General features: G+C 41.4%; 15 protein-coding genes and 1 tRNA gene. 9 read left to right on the top strand and 7 right to left on the bottom strand.

Going from position 1 to position 15,313, the window contains the following annotated elements; all coding sequences use genetic code 11:
- Positions 1 to 99 precede the first annotated feature (99 nt).
- From CWB80_RS21710 to CWB80_RS21685, 6 genes are all read left to right on the top strand, one after another.
- Positions 100 to 175 (top strand) — tRNA-Glu (locus CWB80_RS21710).
- Positions 176 to 485: 310 nt separating this feature from the next.
- On the top strand, positions 486 to 1,433 hold the full coding sequence (locus CWB80_RS21705) for an HlyD family secretion protein (protein WP_054553705.1): 948 nt from the start codon (positions 486 to 488) through the stop codon (positions 1,431 to 1,433).
- Positions 1,430 to 2,356, top strand: a complete 927-nt coding sequence (locus CWB80_RS21700; RefSeq protein WP_062567026.1) for an ABC transporter ATP-binding protein — start codon at positions 1,430 to 1,432, stop codon at positions 2,354 to 2,356. Before CWB80_RS21705 ends, CWB80_RS21700 begins: the two co-directional genes overlap by 4 nt.
- 5 nt (positions 2,357 to 2,361) lie before the next feature.
- The gene (locus tag CWB80_RS21695; RefSeq protein WP_171041573.1) at positions 2,362 to 3,507 is read left to right on the top strand and encodes an ABC transporter permease; all 1,146 of its coding nucleotides are present in this window, start codon (positions 2,362 to 2,364) and stop codon (positions 3,505 to 3,507) included.
- 101 nt (positions 3,508 to 3,608) lie between these two features.
- A complete protein-coding gene (locus tag CWB80_RS21690) occupies positions 3,609 to 4,739 on the top strand; it encodes a sugar ABC transporter substrate-binding protein (RefSeq protein ID WP_138602589.1) in 1,131 nt (376 codons plus the stop codon).
- Complete coding sequence (locus tag CWB80_RS21685; protein ID WP_138602591.1) at positions 4,736 to 6,973, top strand: HAMP domain-containing hybrid sensor histidine kinase/response regulator; 2,238 nt, start codon at positions 4,736 to 4,738, stop codon at positions 6,971 to 6,973. The genes CWB80_RS21690 and CWB80_RS21685 overlap by 4 nt, the downstream gene beginning before the upstream one ends.
- A 10-nt stretch (positions 6,974 to 6,983) precedes the next feature.
- Here the strand turns inward: CWB80_RS21685 and gloA are convergent, their stop codons facing one another.
- On the bottom strand, positions 6,984 to 7,382 hold the full coding sequence (gene gloA, locus CWB80_RS21680) for a lactoylglutathione lyase (RefSeq protein ID WP_054553771.1): 399 nt from the start codon (positions 7,380 to 7,382) through the stop codon (positions 6,984 to 6,986).
- 219 nt (positions 7,383 to 7,601) lie between these two features.
- Positions 7,602 to 9,509: an aminotransferase class V-fold PLP-dependent enzyme gene (locus CWB80_RS21675; protein WP_054553700.1), complete on the bottom strand. Its 1,908-nt coding sequence runs from the start codon at positions 9,507 to 9,509 to the stop codon at positions 7,602 to 7,604.
- A gap of 253 nt (positions 9,510 to 9,762) precedes the next feature.
- Between CWB80_RS21675 and CWB80_RS21670 the strand changes: the two genes are divergently transcribed.
- The 3 genes from CWB80_RS21670 (at position 9,763) to CWB80_RS21660 (ending at position 12,012) form a co-directional block, all read left to right on the top strand.
- Positions 9,763 to 11,298: a S10 family peptidase gene (locus tag CWB80_RS21670; protein WP_138602593.1), complete on the top strand. Its 1,536-nt coding sequence runs from the start codon at positions 9,763 to 9,765 to the stop codon at positions 11,296 to 11,298.
- A gap of 187 nt (positions 11,299 to 11,485) precedes the next feature.
- Entirely contained in the window at positions 11,486 to 11,710 is a 225-nt protein-coding gene (locus CWB80_RS21665; protein WP_054553697.1) for a type II toxin-antitoxin system ParD family antitoxin, read from the top strand.
- Positions 11,711 to 11,715: 5 nt separating this feature from the next.
- Positions 11,716 to 12,012, top strand: coding sequence for a type II toxin-antitoxin system RelE/ParE family toxin (locus CWB80_RS21660; protein WP_138602595.1), 297 nt, complete (start codon positions 11,716 to 11,718; stop codon positions 12,010 to 12,012).
- Between the two features lie 23 nt (positions 12,013 to 12,035).
- Here CWB80_RS21660 and nth read toward each other — a convergent pair whose 3' ends face one another.
- The 5 genes from nth to CWB80_RS22615 all read right to left on the bottom strand — a co-directional run.
- Complete coding sequence (gene nth / locus CWB80_RS21655; RefSeq protein WP_054553695.1) at positions 12,036 to 12,668, bottom strand: endonuclease III; 633 nt, start codon at positions 12,666 to 12,668, stop codon at positions 12,036 to 12,038.
- 38 nt (positions 12,669 to 12,706) lie between these two features.
- Positions 12,707 to 13,405, bottom strand: coding sequence for an electron transport complex subunit E (locus CWB80_RS21650; protein WP_105175132.1), 699 nt, complete (start codon positions 13,403 to 13,405; stop codon positions 12,707 to 12,709).
- Complete coding sequence (rsxG, locus tag CWB80_RS21645) at positions 13,405 to 14,040, bottom strand: electron transport complex subunit RsxG (RefSeq protein ID WP_105181587.1); 636 nt, start codon at positions 14,038 to 14,040, stop codon at positions 13,405 to 13,407. Before rsxG ends, CWB80_RS21650 begins: the two co-directional genes overlap by 1 nt.
- Positions 14,040 to 15,095 carry an electron transport complex subunit RsxD gene (rsxD, locus tag CWB80_RS21640; protein ID WP_119853325.1) on the bottom strand — a complete coding sequence of 352 codons (1,056 nt, stop codon included), beginning with the start codon at positions 15,093 to 15,095 and terminating at the stop codon, positions 14,040 to 14,042. Before rsxD ends, rsxG begins: the two co-directional genes overlap by 1 nt.
- Positions 15,092 to 15,313: hypothetical protein (locus tag CWB80_RS22615; RefSeq protein WP_171041572.1), on the bottom strand; the 222-nt coding region annotated here is incomplete at its 5' end. The genes rsxD and CWB80_RS22615, both read right to left, overlap by 4 nt.

Genomic DNA, 15,313 nt, shown 5'->3' with positions numbered 1-15,313 from the left:
GAGAATCTCTTGGGGACGCCACTTACTTTAAGTGCTGTGTTATTAAAAGCTCGTCTGAATCGAGTCTAACTATTCAGTTGTCCTAGTGACACATTTTGTGTCCCCATCGTCTAGAGGCCTAGGACACCGCCCTTTCACGGCGGTAACAGGGGTTCGAATCCCCTTGGGGACGCCACTTATTCAAGTAGGTTATGTGTAGTGGGGCGGTGAACACCGCGCAATCTATGCACGACGTTATCAAGAGTACGAATCTCTTGGGGACGCCACATTACTTTAAGTAAGTAATGTATTGGAAAGACTATCTTTTAAATATCATTTCAAATATAACTAAGATTTTTCAATTTAAGATTCCTTATTCCCCATATATCTTTACGATATAGACTCCATATATTTCTAAAACTTTAATTCCTATATATCACTTTTACAGATCATTTTAATACTTTATAGTATCTAGCAACTCATCAGCTAACCATAAGGAAATTAAAATGTTAGCTAAACGTGTTGTACTCATACTAATTTCTTTAGTCATTACTGCTTGCTCAGACTCAAATGAGGGAGTAGCGCTAGGAACGCTTGAGCGTGAGCGTGTGATCCATCCTGCAACGACTAACGAAATACTGATCGATTTACCCGTTTCAGCAGGCCAGTTGGTCGAAAAAGGGCAGGTGATTGCAAAGTTTGATGCCGAACTACAACAAGCGATTGTTGCTAAAGCACAAGCTCAATTAGCTCAAGCCACTGCATTTCTTGAAAAAACCTTGAATGGTGCTCGCCCCGAAGAAGTTGCTGCCGCATCAGCCAAAGTAGCAGCAGCCAATGCTGCATATACGCAAAGCGAAGCTAATTTTCGCCGTGCAAAAACCTTAGTTAAAGATAAACTCGCAAGCCAAGAAACCTTAGACAGTGCAACCGCTGCACGCGATGAGACTTTCGCTAATTTAGAATCAGCAAAGCAGAACTTAAATGAATTAACAAATGGTTCTCGCGTTGAAGATATTAATAGTGCGAAAGCGCAAGTTCAGGCGGCAGAAGCAGAACTAAAAGTACAGCAAAAATACCTCTCAGACCTGACAATTAAAGCGATGCGTGCTGGCAGGGTCGATAATTTACCTTGGCACGTAGGTGAGCGAGTTACCAAAGGCAGCCCAGTCGTTATCGTTCAAGCAAACAGCGCACCTTATGCGCGCGTATATATCCCTGAACCATATCGTGCCAAGCTCAATCAGGGCATGACACTTACGGTTCGTGTCGATGGCATAGATAAAGATATACAGGGTGAACTGACCTGGATTGCCTCAGAGCCTGCGTTCACGCCTTTTTATGCACTTAATCAGGAAGAACGTGCTCGATTAATGTATCTTGCTGAGGTAACACTACCCACAAGTGAAAATAATTTACCGACAGGCGTACCTGCTCAAGTGATTATGCCATGACTGAATCGGTGATCCATGCCAAAGGTTTGGTAAAACAATTTGGCGATTTAAAAGCGATTGATAACCTTGATCTAGACGTTGAGCAAGGGCAAATTTATGGCTTTTTGGGCCCTAATGGCTGTGGTAAAACGACTGCAATCCGTATGCTTACGGGGCTATTGAAGCCAACCTCAGGTGATATCAATGTGCTTGGCTTGAGTCTGCCAAAAGATGCTGAAAAGCTCAGAACGCAACTTGGTTATATGACACAAAAGTTTTCACTTTATAGTGACCTGACCGTGCTTGAAAACCTAAAGTTCATGGCGGCGCTTTACCCGTTTAAAAAGCAACAAAAACAACAAAGAATTGACGAATTGCTCCATACCTATGGTCTTGATCAAAGAGTAGATCAAATGGCCGGAAGTATGAGTGGGGGCCAACGGCAGCGCTTAGCATTAGCTGCTGCAGTGATTAATAAACCGAAAATTTTATTTCTTGATGAACCAACATCGGCAGTCGATCCACAAAATCGCCGTGATTTTTGGGAAACACTGTTTGATTTAAGTAATGCCGGTACCACGATATTAGTCACCACTCATTACATGGATGAAGCCGAGCGTTGTCATCGTTTAGCCATTTTAGAATCTGGTATTAAACGCGCGGATGGCTCTCCAAAGCAATTAATGACAGACATGCACGCTCATGTTGTAGAAATCGCAGGGGCGCAAACCAGAGAATTAAAAAAACAGCTCGCAACAATCGACCATGTTATTTCAGCCACTCAGCTAGGTGCACAGCTGCGAGTATTAGTAAAAAAAGATGTTCAAGATCCCGTTGAGTTCATAAAACAGCAATCATTTTGTCAGGATACGTGGCAAGTAAATAGTGTGCGTCCAAGCCTTGAAGACGTGTTTGTCACCTGCACAGGGCAGGGCCGACAATGAGTATTATGACTTCATTAAGCCGCATAAAAGCAATTGTAAGCAAAGAATTATTACAATTACGTCGCGATAGAATGACCTTTGCGATGGTGGTGATGATCCCCCTTATCCAACTGATTCTATTTGGTTACGCTATTAACACCAACGTTAAAGATATCCCTGTTGCAGTGGTCGATCATAGTCAAACTGCGCTCAGTCGCATTTTAGTACAAACAGTATCGGCGACAAATGTGGTTAAAGTGACAGATTATTACGACAGTATAGAGCAGGCACAAACAGCAATCGCGAGCGCGAAAGTGCGGGCTGTGCTGTTTATACCCCACGATGTGGCAAACCGACTTGCCCAGCACCCAACAGTGGGTTTTGGTTTGCCTGATGGCAGTAATGAGTCGTTAGTCAGGCCAATTGCGCATTGGTTAGTTGACGGCTCAGATACAATGGTCGCGTCGAGCATAAAATCGCTGCGCAATATGCCGCTTGTGGAGCTTCTCGATAAGCCTGCGAATAGAACGTATCCGACCTTTGAGACGACCTTATTTTATAACCCAGAGCAACGCTCTGCAGTGAATATTGTGCCAGGTTTAGCTGCTGTTATTTTAACCATGACGATGATTATGTTTACCTCTGCAGCCATTGTTAAAGAGCAAGAGCGAGGTAATATGGAGCTCTTAATCACCTTACCGTTAAGCTCACTTGAATTAATGATTGGTAAAGTGGTGCCTTATATCTTCATTGGTTTTATTCAGTTATTTATTATACTAGGTATGGGTAAGCTCTTGTTTCATATTCCTTTTGGAGGTGGTTTAGTCGCATTGGTTGTCGCAACCTTTGCGTTTATATGTGCCAGTTTAGTGCTTGGCTTAGTGCTTTCAACCATCGCTAAAAATCAGCTTCAAGCAATGCAAATGACAATTTTCATTCTGTTACCCTCGATATTATTATCAGGTTTTGTATTTCCTTATGAAGGCATGCCAAAGGCAGCGCAATGGCTTGCTGAGTGCCTACCCGCAACGCATTACCTGAGGTTAATACGTGGAATTGTGCTAAAAGATATCAATCTAATAAGCATGAGCAGTGATTTACTTTGGCTGTTAGCCTTTACAATTTTGGGCTTGGCTGTGGCTGCATTTAGGTTTAAGAAAACCCTTGATTAGGCTAGGCAATTTAAGACATATGTGCTTAACTAAAGAGTAATTTTAATTCTTTTTGAGTAGATGTAAGCGTGTGGCGAGTATTTTGGGTGGCGGTGCTACTAGTGACGTTTGATTGCTATGCAGCAACGATAAACCTAGCCCATACCATGAAGCATGAGCACTTTAATGAGCTGTTAAGCACACTTGCTGAGCAAAGTGGCTTGATGGTTAATTCTGTATTGGTTGACCAAAAGGCGCTAAAAGTCAGGCTAGTGCAAAATACCAGTACCAGCACCTCTACAGACGTCGTTATTGTACCTGCTGATCATTTAGGGCTTGATAAATATGCCAACTACAGCGTTATCCCAGACTCACTCATAGCTGATACCACAGACCAGCGAACCTTAGAAACTGCAAAGCTAAACAACAAACTCTTAGGTATACCCATCATTCAAGGCAATCACCTGTTACTTTTTTATAATAAGCAGTTTGTTAAAAAGCCAATAGAAAATTGGCAGGATATATACCGAATTCAATCATCATTGCCTGAAAAAGTGAAACTCGTTACATGGAGTTTTATGGAAATGTATTGGTTTATCCCGTTCTTATCGGCTTTTAATGGTGACCTAATTGTAGATAACCATGTTCAGCTTAATACACCAGCAATGCAATCGGCTCTCAAATTTGTTTGGGATTTAAATAAACAAAATCTGGTTGATAGACAGTGCGATTACACTTGCTCAAATAATGCATTTAAAGCGCAGCAAGCTGCCTTCACCATCGATGGTGCTTGGGCGTTAAAAACGTATGAGCAGGCGCTTGGTGATAATTTAGCTGTGCAGCAATTGCCGAAACTTAATGGTGAGTATATGCAGCCTTATTACTCTACTTTTGTGTTGGCATTTCCAAATGATGGCTTAAATGGCGTTAATAAAGACAATTTGATCAAATTTGCTAAATTGGTTCAAGCAGAAAAATTTCAAACAATGATTTGGCATAAGCTTCAAGATATCCCCGTTAATACTGAGGTGTTAAATAGTTTAAAATCACAACAAGGCACAGAGTTAGCAACCTTAATTGAAGCGATGCAATTTACAAAAGCGATGCCTTCAACCGCATCGATGATCATCGTATGGGAAGTATTAAATAAAGGATTTATTCGCTATGGCAGTGGTGCCTTAACTGCTGAGCAAGCGGGGCTTTTTATGCAAGGGTTGGCAGAGCGTTCGATTGCCAATGAAGGGGATGAATGAGTAGTCCACGCTTTAGCCGCGCCTTATTTATCAGTGTATTACTACTGGTCATTATTCCCCTACTGATCCTTGCTGGTTTGATGATAGGGCGTTTCTATTTAAGCTCAATTGACCAAGCAAATACGAGTTTGCAATGGCAAGCTAGAAATAATGCAGCCAGTCTTGAACAACTCTTATTTAAGCTTGAGAAAAATAGCCAATTACTAAGTAGCACTAAGGCGATAACTGAGCTGCCAAATAAAGTGGTGTACTCACAGTTCGCGCTTGTGCAGCTACAAGAGTTTGTTGCCCAAAATCCACAAATAAAAGCTTCGATAGTAATTGATAATAATGGGTTTATAGTTGAAGGGTATCCGATCACTTCTTTAAATTTGAATTTTAAACTCACTAAAAGCATTCTCGACAGCGCTCAAACATCAATAGAGCAAAACACAATTCAAATTATTGATAATCCACAAGTTACTGAGCTACTCGCACCTTTACAGGCAAAACAAAATGCTTTACTGGCAATTACATCTACATTGCTACATGAGCAAGATTCTCTCAGTGAGCCAATAATTAAAACGGGCGTGTTAGTGTCCTTTGTGCCTTTATCAGAGGCGTTAAAGTGGCTTGCAATACACAATGAGCAACCGGTTTATCAAGCGGGTAAGCAGGTACAAATTACAGCACAAGATAACATTTTATATAGCGTGGGCGATGCTGGCGATAACGGCAAATTAATGGGGCAGGCCTCAATCAGTAATGTTTTTTTTGCAGGTAAGCCAACCAGTTTACAGTTCCAAATTAATGAAGCAAAAACCACCTACACCAGCGCTGTAAAGCAAACGGCTATATTGGCAGGGTTGTTAATTGTAGGACTCTCTATTATTTCATTTATCTCAGTGCGTTGGTTGACGGCACGTCTTCATAACCCACTAAATCGTATTACTGCTCTTAGCCGAGAATATGCATTAGGTAATTACAAACAAGATACCGACGATTTTCATTATCAAGAGTTTAAAGATATTGCAGATTCCCTCAGCAGCATGGCTGATACCATTGATATACAAATTACTTCATTGCAATTAGAAAAACTTCGCGCTGAGCGCTCTGAGCAAGTTAAAAGCCAATTCTTAGCCAATATGAGCCATGAGATACGCACTCCGATGAATGGTATTGTCGGCTTTTTGCAGCTACTCAATAAAAGCACGCTAACACAAGAGCAAGCTGAGTTTGTAAGGCAAATTAATAACTGTAGTGATGTGTTATTAACCGTGATTAACGATATTCTCGACTTTTCAAAAATAGAGGCCAATAAAATAGAGCTCGAGTCGCGACAATGTGATTTAGTCGCGCTTTGCAAGGATCTTATCTTACTATTTAAACCGAGTTGTGATGCCAAAGGGGTTGGCTGCCGGCTTGAGGTCTCCTCATTACAATCGCTGAATGTAGAATGTGATGAAATACGTGTTAAACAAGTGCTGATTAACTTGCTCTCTAACGCCGTTAAGTTTACCAATCAAGGAGAGATAATTCTTTCGCTTACTCTGCAAAGCCGAGATGAACACCAGACAGCCGTCGTGTTATCTGTAAAAGATACAGGCATAGGTATCGCTGAAGATAAAATAACGGCCCTGTTTAATCCCTTTGTCCAAGCGCAAAGTAGCACCACTCGTGAATATGGAGGGACCGGTCTTGGGCTTGCCATCAGTAAGGGGATGATTGATTTGATGGGAGGCACTATTGCTATCGACAGTGAGTTTGGAAAAGGTACCGAGTTTACCATTAATGTTAATTTTAAATCACTAAACCCACAGGATGCTAGCGCAAAAGTACACCAATCAGATGAAGACACTCAGTACGATTTTAAAGCCGTCGATAAGCCAATATTAATTGCCGAAGATAACCCAATTAATCAAATTGTTATCACTAAGTATTTAACTCAATTAGGTCTAAATTATGAATTGGCAGAAAATGGACAAATTGCCTGTGAGAAAACCCTGACACAAGATTACGCACTGATTTTAATGGATATTCAAATGCCGGTGATGGATGGATTAACTGCCAGCGAAAACTTACTTGCAAGGCCAGATTTTGATACGCCGATTATTGCAGTCAGTGCTAATGCGATGAAAGACGACATCGAAACAAGCGCAAAAATTGGTATCAGTGACCATATCGCAAAGCCAATTAATTTTGCTGAACTTGAAAAAGCACTCGCAAAATGGCTATCTCAGCAATCGCTGAAATAGCCGGTATGAATCAAAAAGTGTTGTTATCTTTTTTCTGAATTAACTCAATTGCATAACCATCTGGGTCTTTAACAAATGCAATTTCAGTTGTGCCGCCTTTAACAGGACCCGGCTCACGACTCACATTACCGCCAGCAGCTTTAATGTCTTCGCAGGCTTTATAAATATCATCAAACTCGATAGCAATATGGCCGTATGCATTACCTAAATCATAGCTGTCTGTATCCCAGTTATAAGTAAGCTCAAGCACGGTCGAATCTTTTTCGTCACCATAACCGACAAAAGCAAGGGTGTAGCGGTACTCTTCGTTGTCTGCACGGCGCAGCTCTTTCATACCTAATACCTGCGTATAAAATTCAATTGATTTATCTAAATCAGCAACGCGAAGCATTGTGTGTAATAAGCGCATTTTAAGCATCCTCTTTCTTGTCTTTAAATTCGCACAATTTCAATAACGCAGCATGGTACAACGCTGCGCATTAAAATTATTAAAAATGGATTATAAGTTATTTCGATTGCATGCACAGTAGCATTGAGACAAAGCGTTTAATATGAAAAGGGTGAAGTTATGCAGCAATGAATAGGGATTGCTGCATAACAATGAGGTTTTTGCGGTATAAGCGAAAGCTTAGCTTTTCACTTTACCTTTAAGTACATAAATTTCGCCATCAAAGCTCCCTTGAATTGTCAGACCTTGTCCCGCCAACTCTTTAAGATATTCGATATGCTCATTAGTGATATGTTGCCCCGGCACTAATAGAGGGATACCAGGAGGATAAGGCGTAACTAATCCGGCACAAATTCGGTTGTTACTTTTGCTAATTGGCACAGATTCACGTTCGCCATAAAATGCATCACTAGGAATACAGGCTAAGTCTATAGCAGGTAGATTCTCTGGTAAGCGTGTGCGTCTCATTGAAGTGGCAAGTTTTACTTTACCGCTATCAAGTTTCTTCAGCGCATTGTAGAGACGAATGATCTTTGATCGTGTACCGCCAAGAGTCAGTAAAACTAAAATGGTGCTGTGCGTATACTTTTCGATTTCAAGGCCAATTTCATCTAATAGGAATTTATGAATATCCTTTAATGAATACGGTAACTCACTAATATCGATAAGGATCTTCAGCGGGTCGTGACCCATGTTATCGCCACTAAAATGTGGGAATATATCCATGAAATCTTGTTTGTCGAGCACTTTAATATGTTTCAGTGACGCCATTTGCTGCTTAAACTCAGCAACGTGATTCAGCAGGGCATTTAGTAATTTATAACCTTCCATTTCTAATTGCTTTTGGCATACATCCAGCGAGGCAATGAGCTGATATTTTGGCGAGGTACTGGCGTAAATACTGTAGATCTCACGGAAGAAATCGGCATCGAAATCAGGGTCGTTAACATGAATATAAGACGCCTGAGAGAACGCTGAAACTACTTTATGTGCCGAATGGGTAACATAGTCTGCGCCAGCATTTATCGCTGAGTAGTGGCGTAAACTTGGATGGAAAAGCGAGTAAGCAAACCAAGCTTCGTCGATAAACACTTTAATACCGTGTTGATGTGCAAATTCAACCACTTGTTTTAAATCGCTAAGCAGGCCATCGTAGGTACAGCCGGTTAAAACCAGTAATTTAGCATCGCTATTTTGCTCAATCGCTTGCTTGATATCAGCCAATGAAGGGGGCGCGAAGATACCATATTTAGGATTTAAAATACTCGATAAATAAATAGGTAAACTAGCCGATTGCAAAATGCCGTAATGTACTGATTTATGACAGTTTCGGTCGATGATCACCTTATCGCCTTTACGCAGTAAAGTTTGCAAAATAATTTTATTTGAAGTGGATGACCCATTGGTAACAAAGTAAGTATGTTTTACTTCAAATGTCGCCGCCGCTGATTCTTGAGAGCGGCCTATAGTGTTGGTGCTGTCTGATAATGAGCCAAGCGAGTCGACAGAAACCGACAAGTCGCCAACAAACACGTTACGGCCATAAAACTGATAAAAGTCTTTAATATACGGAGAATTTCTAAAGCTAGCACCGCCACTGTGACCAGGTGTGTGCCATGAATCGTTCGATTCACCCACATAACGACGGTAGGCGGTCCAAAATGGCGTTTCTGAACGATCATCAAAGTCATTGATCATATAGCCCAAGATTGCTTCTGGGTCTGAAATGACCTCATCTTTAAAGAAGAAAGATTCAATTTCTTCTGACTCGTTAACTATCTCCAAGCCTTTCGTATCGTCACCAATAACATAAACAGGCAGTTCTAGGCGTATGCCTTTTAATTGCTCGATAAAACGGCTATAGGTGCGCTCGCCATTGTTCAGTACATCCCAACTAAGTACCACAGCTTGAATATCGCCATCTTCCTCTACATATTTCAACGCCTGCTTGAGCTCTATGCACTCAATAATGTCGATATCAACATCACTTCGCTCAAAATTAGGGATTGTTTTTTCTAGGTTCGTTGAAAGCTCTTTTAAGGTGGCAGGATCTTGTTCAATTAACAAGATACGAAGTAAAGGTAACATAGCAACTCATATAAAAAATTTCACATTACTCAACAGCATAACGAAAGGATGGAAGCTTGTGAAATGATTACGCTGATATTTTTTGTTCCGAAACTGATTTTACTTTTTTCGTGTTAATCGCAGATAGTTGAAATTACATGTTCTTACTGTAAAAGTAATGCTTAAGTAAAAGGTTAATTGAGCACTCAGCGATAAAACCACTCAAGCCAGATACAGATAAAAATAAAGATAAACATGCTAGGGAGAATAAAACATGGCGTATGTTGCCAATTTCAAAACTGTAGTCATCTCTACATTGTTTGCGTTTTGTACTAACGCAGTTAATGCAGATGAAGTCTCAGATTCAAACAATAAAAAGTCGATACCCGAAGCCACTAAATTTGTGACCCAGCATAAAGGCACTTTTAATGGTACAAAGCTGAAATACAAAGCTGTAGCCGGTGAAACTTATTTGTTAAACAAAAACGAAGAGCCTAAAGCTGCTATCTTTTCGTTTGATTACCTAGCCGCAGATGACAACAAGAACAGACCCGTCACATTTATCTGGAATGGTGGCCCGGGCTCATCGTCTAATTGGTTACATATGGGCGCTTATGGTCCGAAACGAGTCGTGGTACCAAGCGATGCAACGGCTCCTGGATTGGCTCCTTACGAATTAAAAGATGCGCCTGAGACGATACTTGATGTGACTGATATGGTGTTTGTGGACCCTGTTGGTACAGGTTACTCGCGCGCTTTAGGTGACACTGAGAGCAAAGCATTTTGGGGCTTGAAAGAAGATGCATCATCTATCGCTGATTTTATTGCCCAGTGGCTAACAAAAGAAAATCGCTGGAATGCACCCGTATTTTTATTGGGAGAGAGCTATGGAACAACTCGAGCTGCTGCGGTTTCTAAAGTGCTTATGGATAAACACCTGATTAATGTAAATGGCATTATTTTTGTGTCACAGGCTTTAGACTATCAAGGTTCAAGCCCTTATGTTGATGACAACATCATTTCTTATATCACTTACATCCCCACACTTGCTGCAACTGCTTGGTATCATAAAAAAGTAGACACATCAGGAAATTTTGAAGCGTTTATAGATGCGAGCCGACAATTTGCAGTTGATGAATTACTACCAGCATTATTTAAGGGTAATGCCCTTAGTAAAGCTGACAGAACGCGAATTGTTGACGGCCTGCACCGTTATACAGGGCTAAGCAAACAATATATTGAGCAGGTTGATTTACGCATTAACGCCTTTAGATTCGCTAAAGAGTTATTGCGTGATGAGGGTGTCGCAGTAGGCTTTCTTGATGGACGTTATAAGCTTGATGAAAGAGACGATTTAACTGCGGCTCCTAAGCAAGATGCGTCAAAAGTGATAGGGCCGGCATATAAAGCGGCGCTGATGAAATACATGCGTACAGATTTAAACGTACAGTGGAAAAGAAAATACTTAAACCCAGGTGACCCTGAGTTATCAGATAACTGGCGCTGGCGCACAGCGCCTGATGGACAAGGCTGGGAGCCAACTTACGTCAATACTGCGCCGGATTTATCTTACGTGCTTCGCAGTAATCCACACATGAAAGTGATGGTTGCCTCAGGGTATTACGATATTGTCACGCCATTTTTTGATGCTGAATACACCTTAAATAGACACGGTATATACGCTGATAAAATTGACTATCATTATTATCATGGCGGTCACATGATGTATGTTCACGAACCAGCAAGAGTGGCGCTGTTAAATGATACGCGAGAGTTTATTAAAAAGCAGGTGAGCCAAAACCCACGATAATGACTAGGAACATTGTGCCAAACCCTGTGTTTGGCACAATGCGCAAAGGGTGTGATAGAAAAGGTTAAGAACGTTACACATATAGTGTCTATCAAGGATTAACCATTGGTGCATATCGACCATATTTGTTGCCAATGTTTGCCAATATCTGCCATAATCAAAGACTGTAAATATACAGGAATTAACTATGGCAACTTTAAATATCTCTATTCCAGATGAAATGCGCTCATGGATTGATGCCCAAGTTGAGTCAGGTCGATTCTCAAATGCAAGTGATTATATCCGCGATTTGATCCGCCATAATCAGAGTGAAAAAGATGCTATTAGAATGGCATTAGTAGAGGGTGAGCTAAGTGGTGAGAGTGAGTTAACGGTTTTAGATATTATATCCAAATCCAAAAACAAAACTTAAAGCGAATGGCTAAATATATTCTCTCTAATAAAGCTCAGTATGACTTGGAGCGTATTTTTCAGTACACCGAAATTGAATTCGGTGTTTCTCAAGCAGAAAACTATTTAATTGGAATTCATGAAACGCTAATGGCTTTGTCTACTGAGCCGAGCCTTGCTCAAGATGTTAGCGATATCAAGCCAGGATATTCTCGGTATATATTTAGAAAGCACTACATCTTTTTTAAAAAAAGAGCCAACGATATTTTCATTGTGAGAATTCTGCATCAACAAATGAAGGTTCAACTACATCTAACAAGCTAATGCAGGTCAGCAATAATACTTAATTACTCTGTCTTCTCTTTAAATTCACACAAATCTTCGATAATACAGCTGCCGCACTTAGGTTTACGAGCCGTGCACACATAGCGACCATGCAGAATTAACCAGTGGTGTACATCGACCTTAAATTCTTTAGGTACCACTTTTTCTAATTTTTGTTCTACAGCAACTACATCTTTACCCATGGCAAACTTAGTGCGGTTAGAAACGCGGAAAATATGCGTGTCTACAGCAATGGTTGGCCAGCCAAAGGCACAGTTTAAAACAACATTCGCGGTCTTTCTGCCAACACCGGGTAATGCTTCGAGTGCTTCACGATTCTCTGGTACTTCTGAGTTATGTTTATTGACCAGAATCTCACACATTTTATAGACATTGTTGGCTTTAGAATTAAACAAACCAATGGTCTTGATGTAATCGCGAAGGCCTTCAAGGCCTAAATCAAGAATCGCTTGAGGCGTGTTAGCAACAGGGAATAACTTACGGGTTGCCTTATTAACACCCACATCTGTTGCCTGTGCTGATAAGGTAACCGCAACTAATAACTCAAACGGGCTTGAGTATTCAAGCTCTGTTTCTGGGTGCGGGTTTTGCTCACGTAGACGAGATAAGATCTCATAGCGTTTTTCTTTATTCATGGTGGCGTAAAGCACGCAGTGACGGTGCGTGCTCTCCTTTAAGTTAAACTTGTTACTCGGGCTCTTGGGCCTTTTTCTACTTCTGGAGTAACAACTTGCTTAGATTTTATTTGTGTATCAATGACATTTTTTGCAGCAATCAGTAAACCAAGTCCTAAAAAGGCACCCGGTGGTAAGATAGCTAATAAAAATTGGTTATCAAAACTAAATACTTCAATCCGAAGTGCAGCAGCCCATGGCCCTAATAATAAATCAGCACCATCAAACAGCGTACCTTGACCAATAAGTTCACGCATTGCCCCTAGCACCACTAAAACTAACATAAATCCAAGTCCCATCATCAGTCCGTCAAAGGCTGAAAGTGGCACGGTATTTTTAGAGGCGAATGCTTCTGCGCGGCCGATAATGGCGCAATTGGTAACAATCAGTGGAATAAAAATCCCCAATGATTGATAAAGACCAAATGTATAGGCATTCATCATTAGCTGCACGATGGTTACAAAGCCTGCGATGATCATCACAAAAACAGGAATACGAATATCTTTAGGCACCCAGTTACGCACAATCGATACGGTGACGTTAGAACCAACCAGTACTAATAACGTTGCTAAACCTAGGCCTAATGCATTGGTAATCGTAGAAGTAACGGCAAGTAGCGGGCATAGGCCTAATAACTGCACAAGGGCAGGGTTATTGGCCCACATGCCATCTTTAAATAAGGTTTTAACTTGGCTCATTACTTGGCTCCTTGACAGATGTTTGGCGCAGCAAACAAGTTATCAAATTCAGCTTGTGCAAATAGTACAGCTTGTTTAACCGAGCCGACAACCGCACGCGGTGTGATGGTTGCACCAGTAAATTGATCAAATTGGCCACCATCTTTTTTAACTGCCCAGCGGCTGTCATCTTCAGAAAGTACATTTTGGCCTTTGAAAAGGGTGATCCAGTCTGATTTTTTGACCTCAACTTTATCGCCAAGGCCCGGTGTTTCTTCGTGCTTAGTGACACGAACACCGGCTATTTCACCATTAGCAAAAACCGCTGTTAATAAGTTGATATCGCCGCTATAACCACTTGGGGTAACATGGCGCATCACTAAAGCATACGGTTTATTATCTTTGTAGGCGCGGTAGATTATTTGCTCTGGACGTGGGCCAAGGCGTTCATCGGTGATCACAACACAATCTTTGTAAAGTTGATTGTCGTAATGGTGGGCATCAAGTACTTGTTGCAGCTGCTCTGCAAGTTGTTGCTTTTCTTGCTCTTCAATTCTCTCAGCGGTCAGGCTATGAGTTAGGGCTACAGTACCTGTGGTAATGAGCGCAAATGCAGTAAGAATAGCGCCATTTTTAGTCATTGAGGAAAGGATCATTATTTCACCCCATGGCCGTAAGTACGTGGTTGCGTGTAGTAATCAATTAAAGGCACCGCCATATTTAACAGCAATACACTAAATGCCACTGCATCAGGGTAACCACCGAAAGTACGAATTAAGTAAACAAGTAGACCAATTAACGCGCCGTAAATTAAACGACCTCTATTTGTGGTTGATGCAGAAACAGGATCGGTAGCAATAAAGAATGCCCCTAACATGGTCGCACCACTGAATAAGTGAAATACCACGCCTGGTTCTGTGCCCGGGGCTGCAATATAACCAATACCACTGCACACGGCTAATGAGGCTAAAAAGCTAACAGGGATATGCCAATTAATGATTTTAGCTTTTAATAAATAAAGCCCCCCGATTAAAAAGCCGAGGTTAACCCAGCCCCAGCCAAGACCAAACCAGTCATTAAAAAGAGGTTTACTCATACTCTCAGCCACCGTTAGGTGATGGGCGACATCTGTTTTAACGGTATCAAGCGGTGTTGCCATGGTTGTGCCATCAATCGCTACACGTAACTGATCGACACTAAATCCAGCGCTGGTAAAGCCATTGAAAATAACAGACAGCTGTTGTGAGAAGCTGATTGGAGAAGCAAGTAAATCACTAACAGGTAACCAGCTGGTCATTTGCACCGGAAACGATACAAGTAGTAATACATAAGCTGCCATAGCAGGGTTAAATAAATTAAAGCCAAGGCCGCCATAAAGCTGCTTTACAATAACAATTGCAAACATACAGCCAATTACGATAATCCACCAAGGCGCTAAAGGGGGAATACTCAACGCCAGTAATACGCCTGTTAACCACGCACTACCATCACTGAGTGTTGGCCAAACTTTGCGTTTACGAAGCAGCAATACAGCGGCTTCACAGGCGCTAACTGTAATTAGCGCGAGAACAAGCTGAATTAACACAGCGCTACCAAAGAAGAAAACCTGCGCGATTAAGCCTGGAATACACGCAGCAATCACTGTCATCATTAATCGGCTTAATGATTTATGGCTATGATTATGCGGCGAACTCGCCATGGTTAGTTTCATGACTTATCGTTTCCTTCTTGTTGTAACTTTTTCGCTTTAGCTCTTGCAATGGCACGAGCGACCGCTGCTTTTTTCTTATCTTCGCTAGACTCAGGTTCATCAACCTGTGGTTTTGAATCATCCGTATCGCTAGAATTATCAAGTTGTTCTGATGATTCGTCACTCTGTGCTTGCTCTTTAGCGGCTTTTTTCGCTTTGGCTCGAGCTATGGCAGCTGC

Source organism: Pseudoalteromonas sp. S1650 (assembly GCF_005887195.1).
In the GTDB taxonomy this organism is placed as follows: domain Bacteria; phylum Pseudomonadota; class Gammaproteobacteria; order Enterobacterales; family Alteromonadaceae; genus Pseudoalteromonas; species Pseudoalteromonas simplex.
This window is presented reverse-complemented; position numbering and strand designations above follow the sequence as displayed.

Excerpts from the sequence above, each read along its gene's own strand:
- CWB80_RS21705 (WP_054553705.1), top strand. The coding sequence starts at position 486 with ATGTTAGCTAAACGTGTTGTACTCATACTAATTTCTTTAGTCATTACT.
- CWB80_RS21700 (WP_062567026.1), top strand. The coding sequence starts at position 1,430 with ATGACTGAATCGGTGATCCATGCCAAAGGTTTGGTAAAACAATTTGGC.
- CWB80_RS21695 (WP_171041573.1), top strand. The coding sequence starts at position 2,362 with ATGACTTCATTAAGCCGCATAAAAGCAATTGTAAGCAAAGAATTATTA.
- CWB80_RS21685 (WP_138602591.1), top strand. The coding sequence starts at position 4,736 with ATGAGTAGTCCACGCTTTAGCCGCGCCTTATTTATCAGTGTATTACTA.
- gloA (WP_054553771.1), bottom strand. The coding sequence starts at position 7,382 with ATGCGCTTATTACACACAATGCTTCGCGTTGCTGATTTAGATAAATCA.
- CWB80_RS21675 (WP_054553700.1), bottom strand. The coding sequence starts at position 9,509 with ATGTTACCTTTACTTCGTATCTTGTTAATTGAACAAGATCCTGCCACC.
- CWB80_RS21670 (WP_138602593.1), top strand. The coding sequence starts at position 9,763 with ATGGCGTATGTTGCCAATTTCAAAACTGTAGTCATCTCTACATTGTTT.
- CWB80_RS21665 (WP_054553697.1), top strand. The coding sequence starts at position 11,486 with ATGGCAACTTTAAATATCTCTATTCCAGATGAAATGCGCTCATGGATT.
- CWB80_RS21660 (WP_138602595.1), top strand. The coding sequence starts at position 11,716 with ATGGCTAAATATATTCTCTCTAATAAAGCTCAGTATGACTTGGAGCGT.
- nth (WP_054553695.1), bottom strand. The coding sequence starts at position 12,668 with ATGAATAAAGAAAAACGCTATGAGATCTTATCTCGTCTACGTGAGCAA.
- CWB80_RS21650 (WP_105175132.1), bottom strand. The coding sequence starts at position 13,405 with ATGAGCCAAGTTAAAACCTTATTTAAAGATGGCATGTGGGCCAATAAC.
- rsxG (WP_105181587.1), bottom strand. The coding sequence starts at position 14,040 with ATGATCCTTTCCTCAATGACTAAAAATGGCGCTATTCTTACTGCATTT.
- rsxD (WP_119853325.1), bottom strand. The coding sequence starts at position 15,095 with ATGAAACTAACCATGGCGAGTTCGCCGCATAATCATAGCCATAAATCA.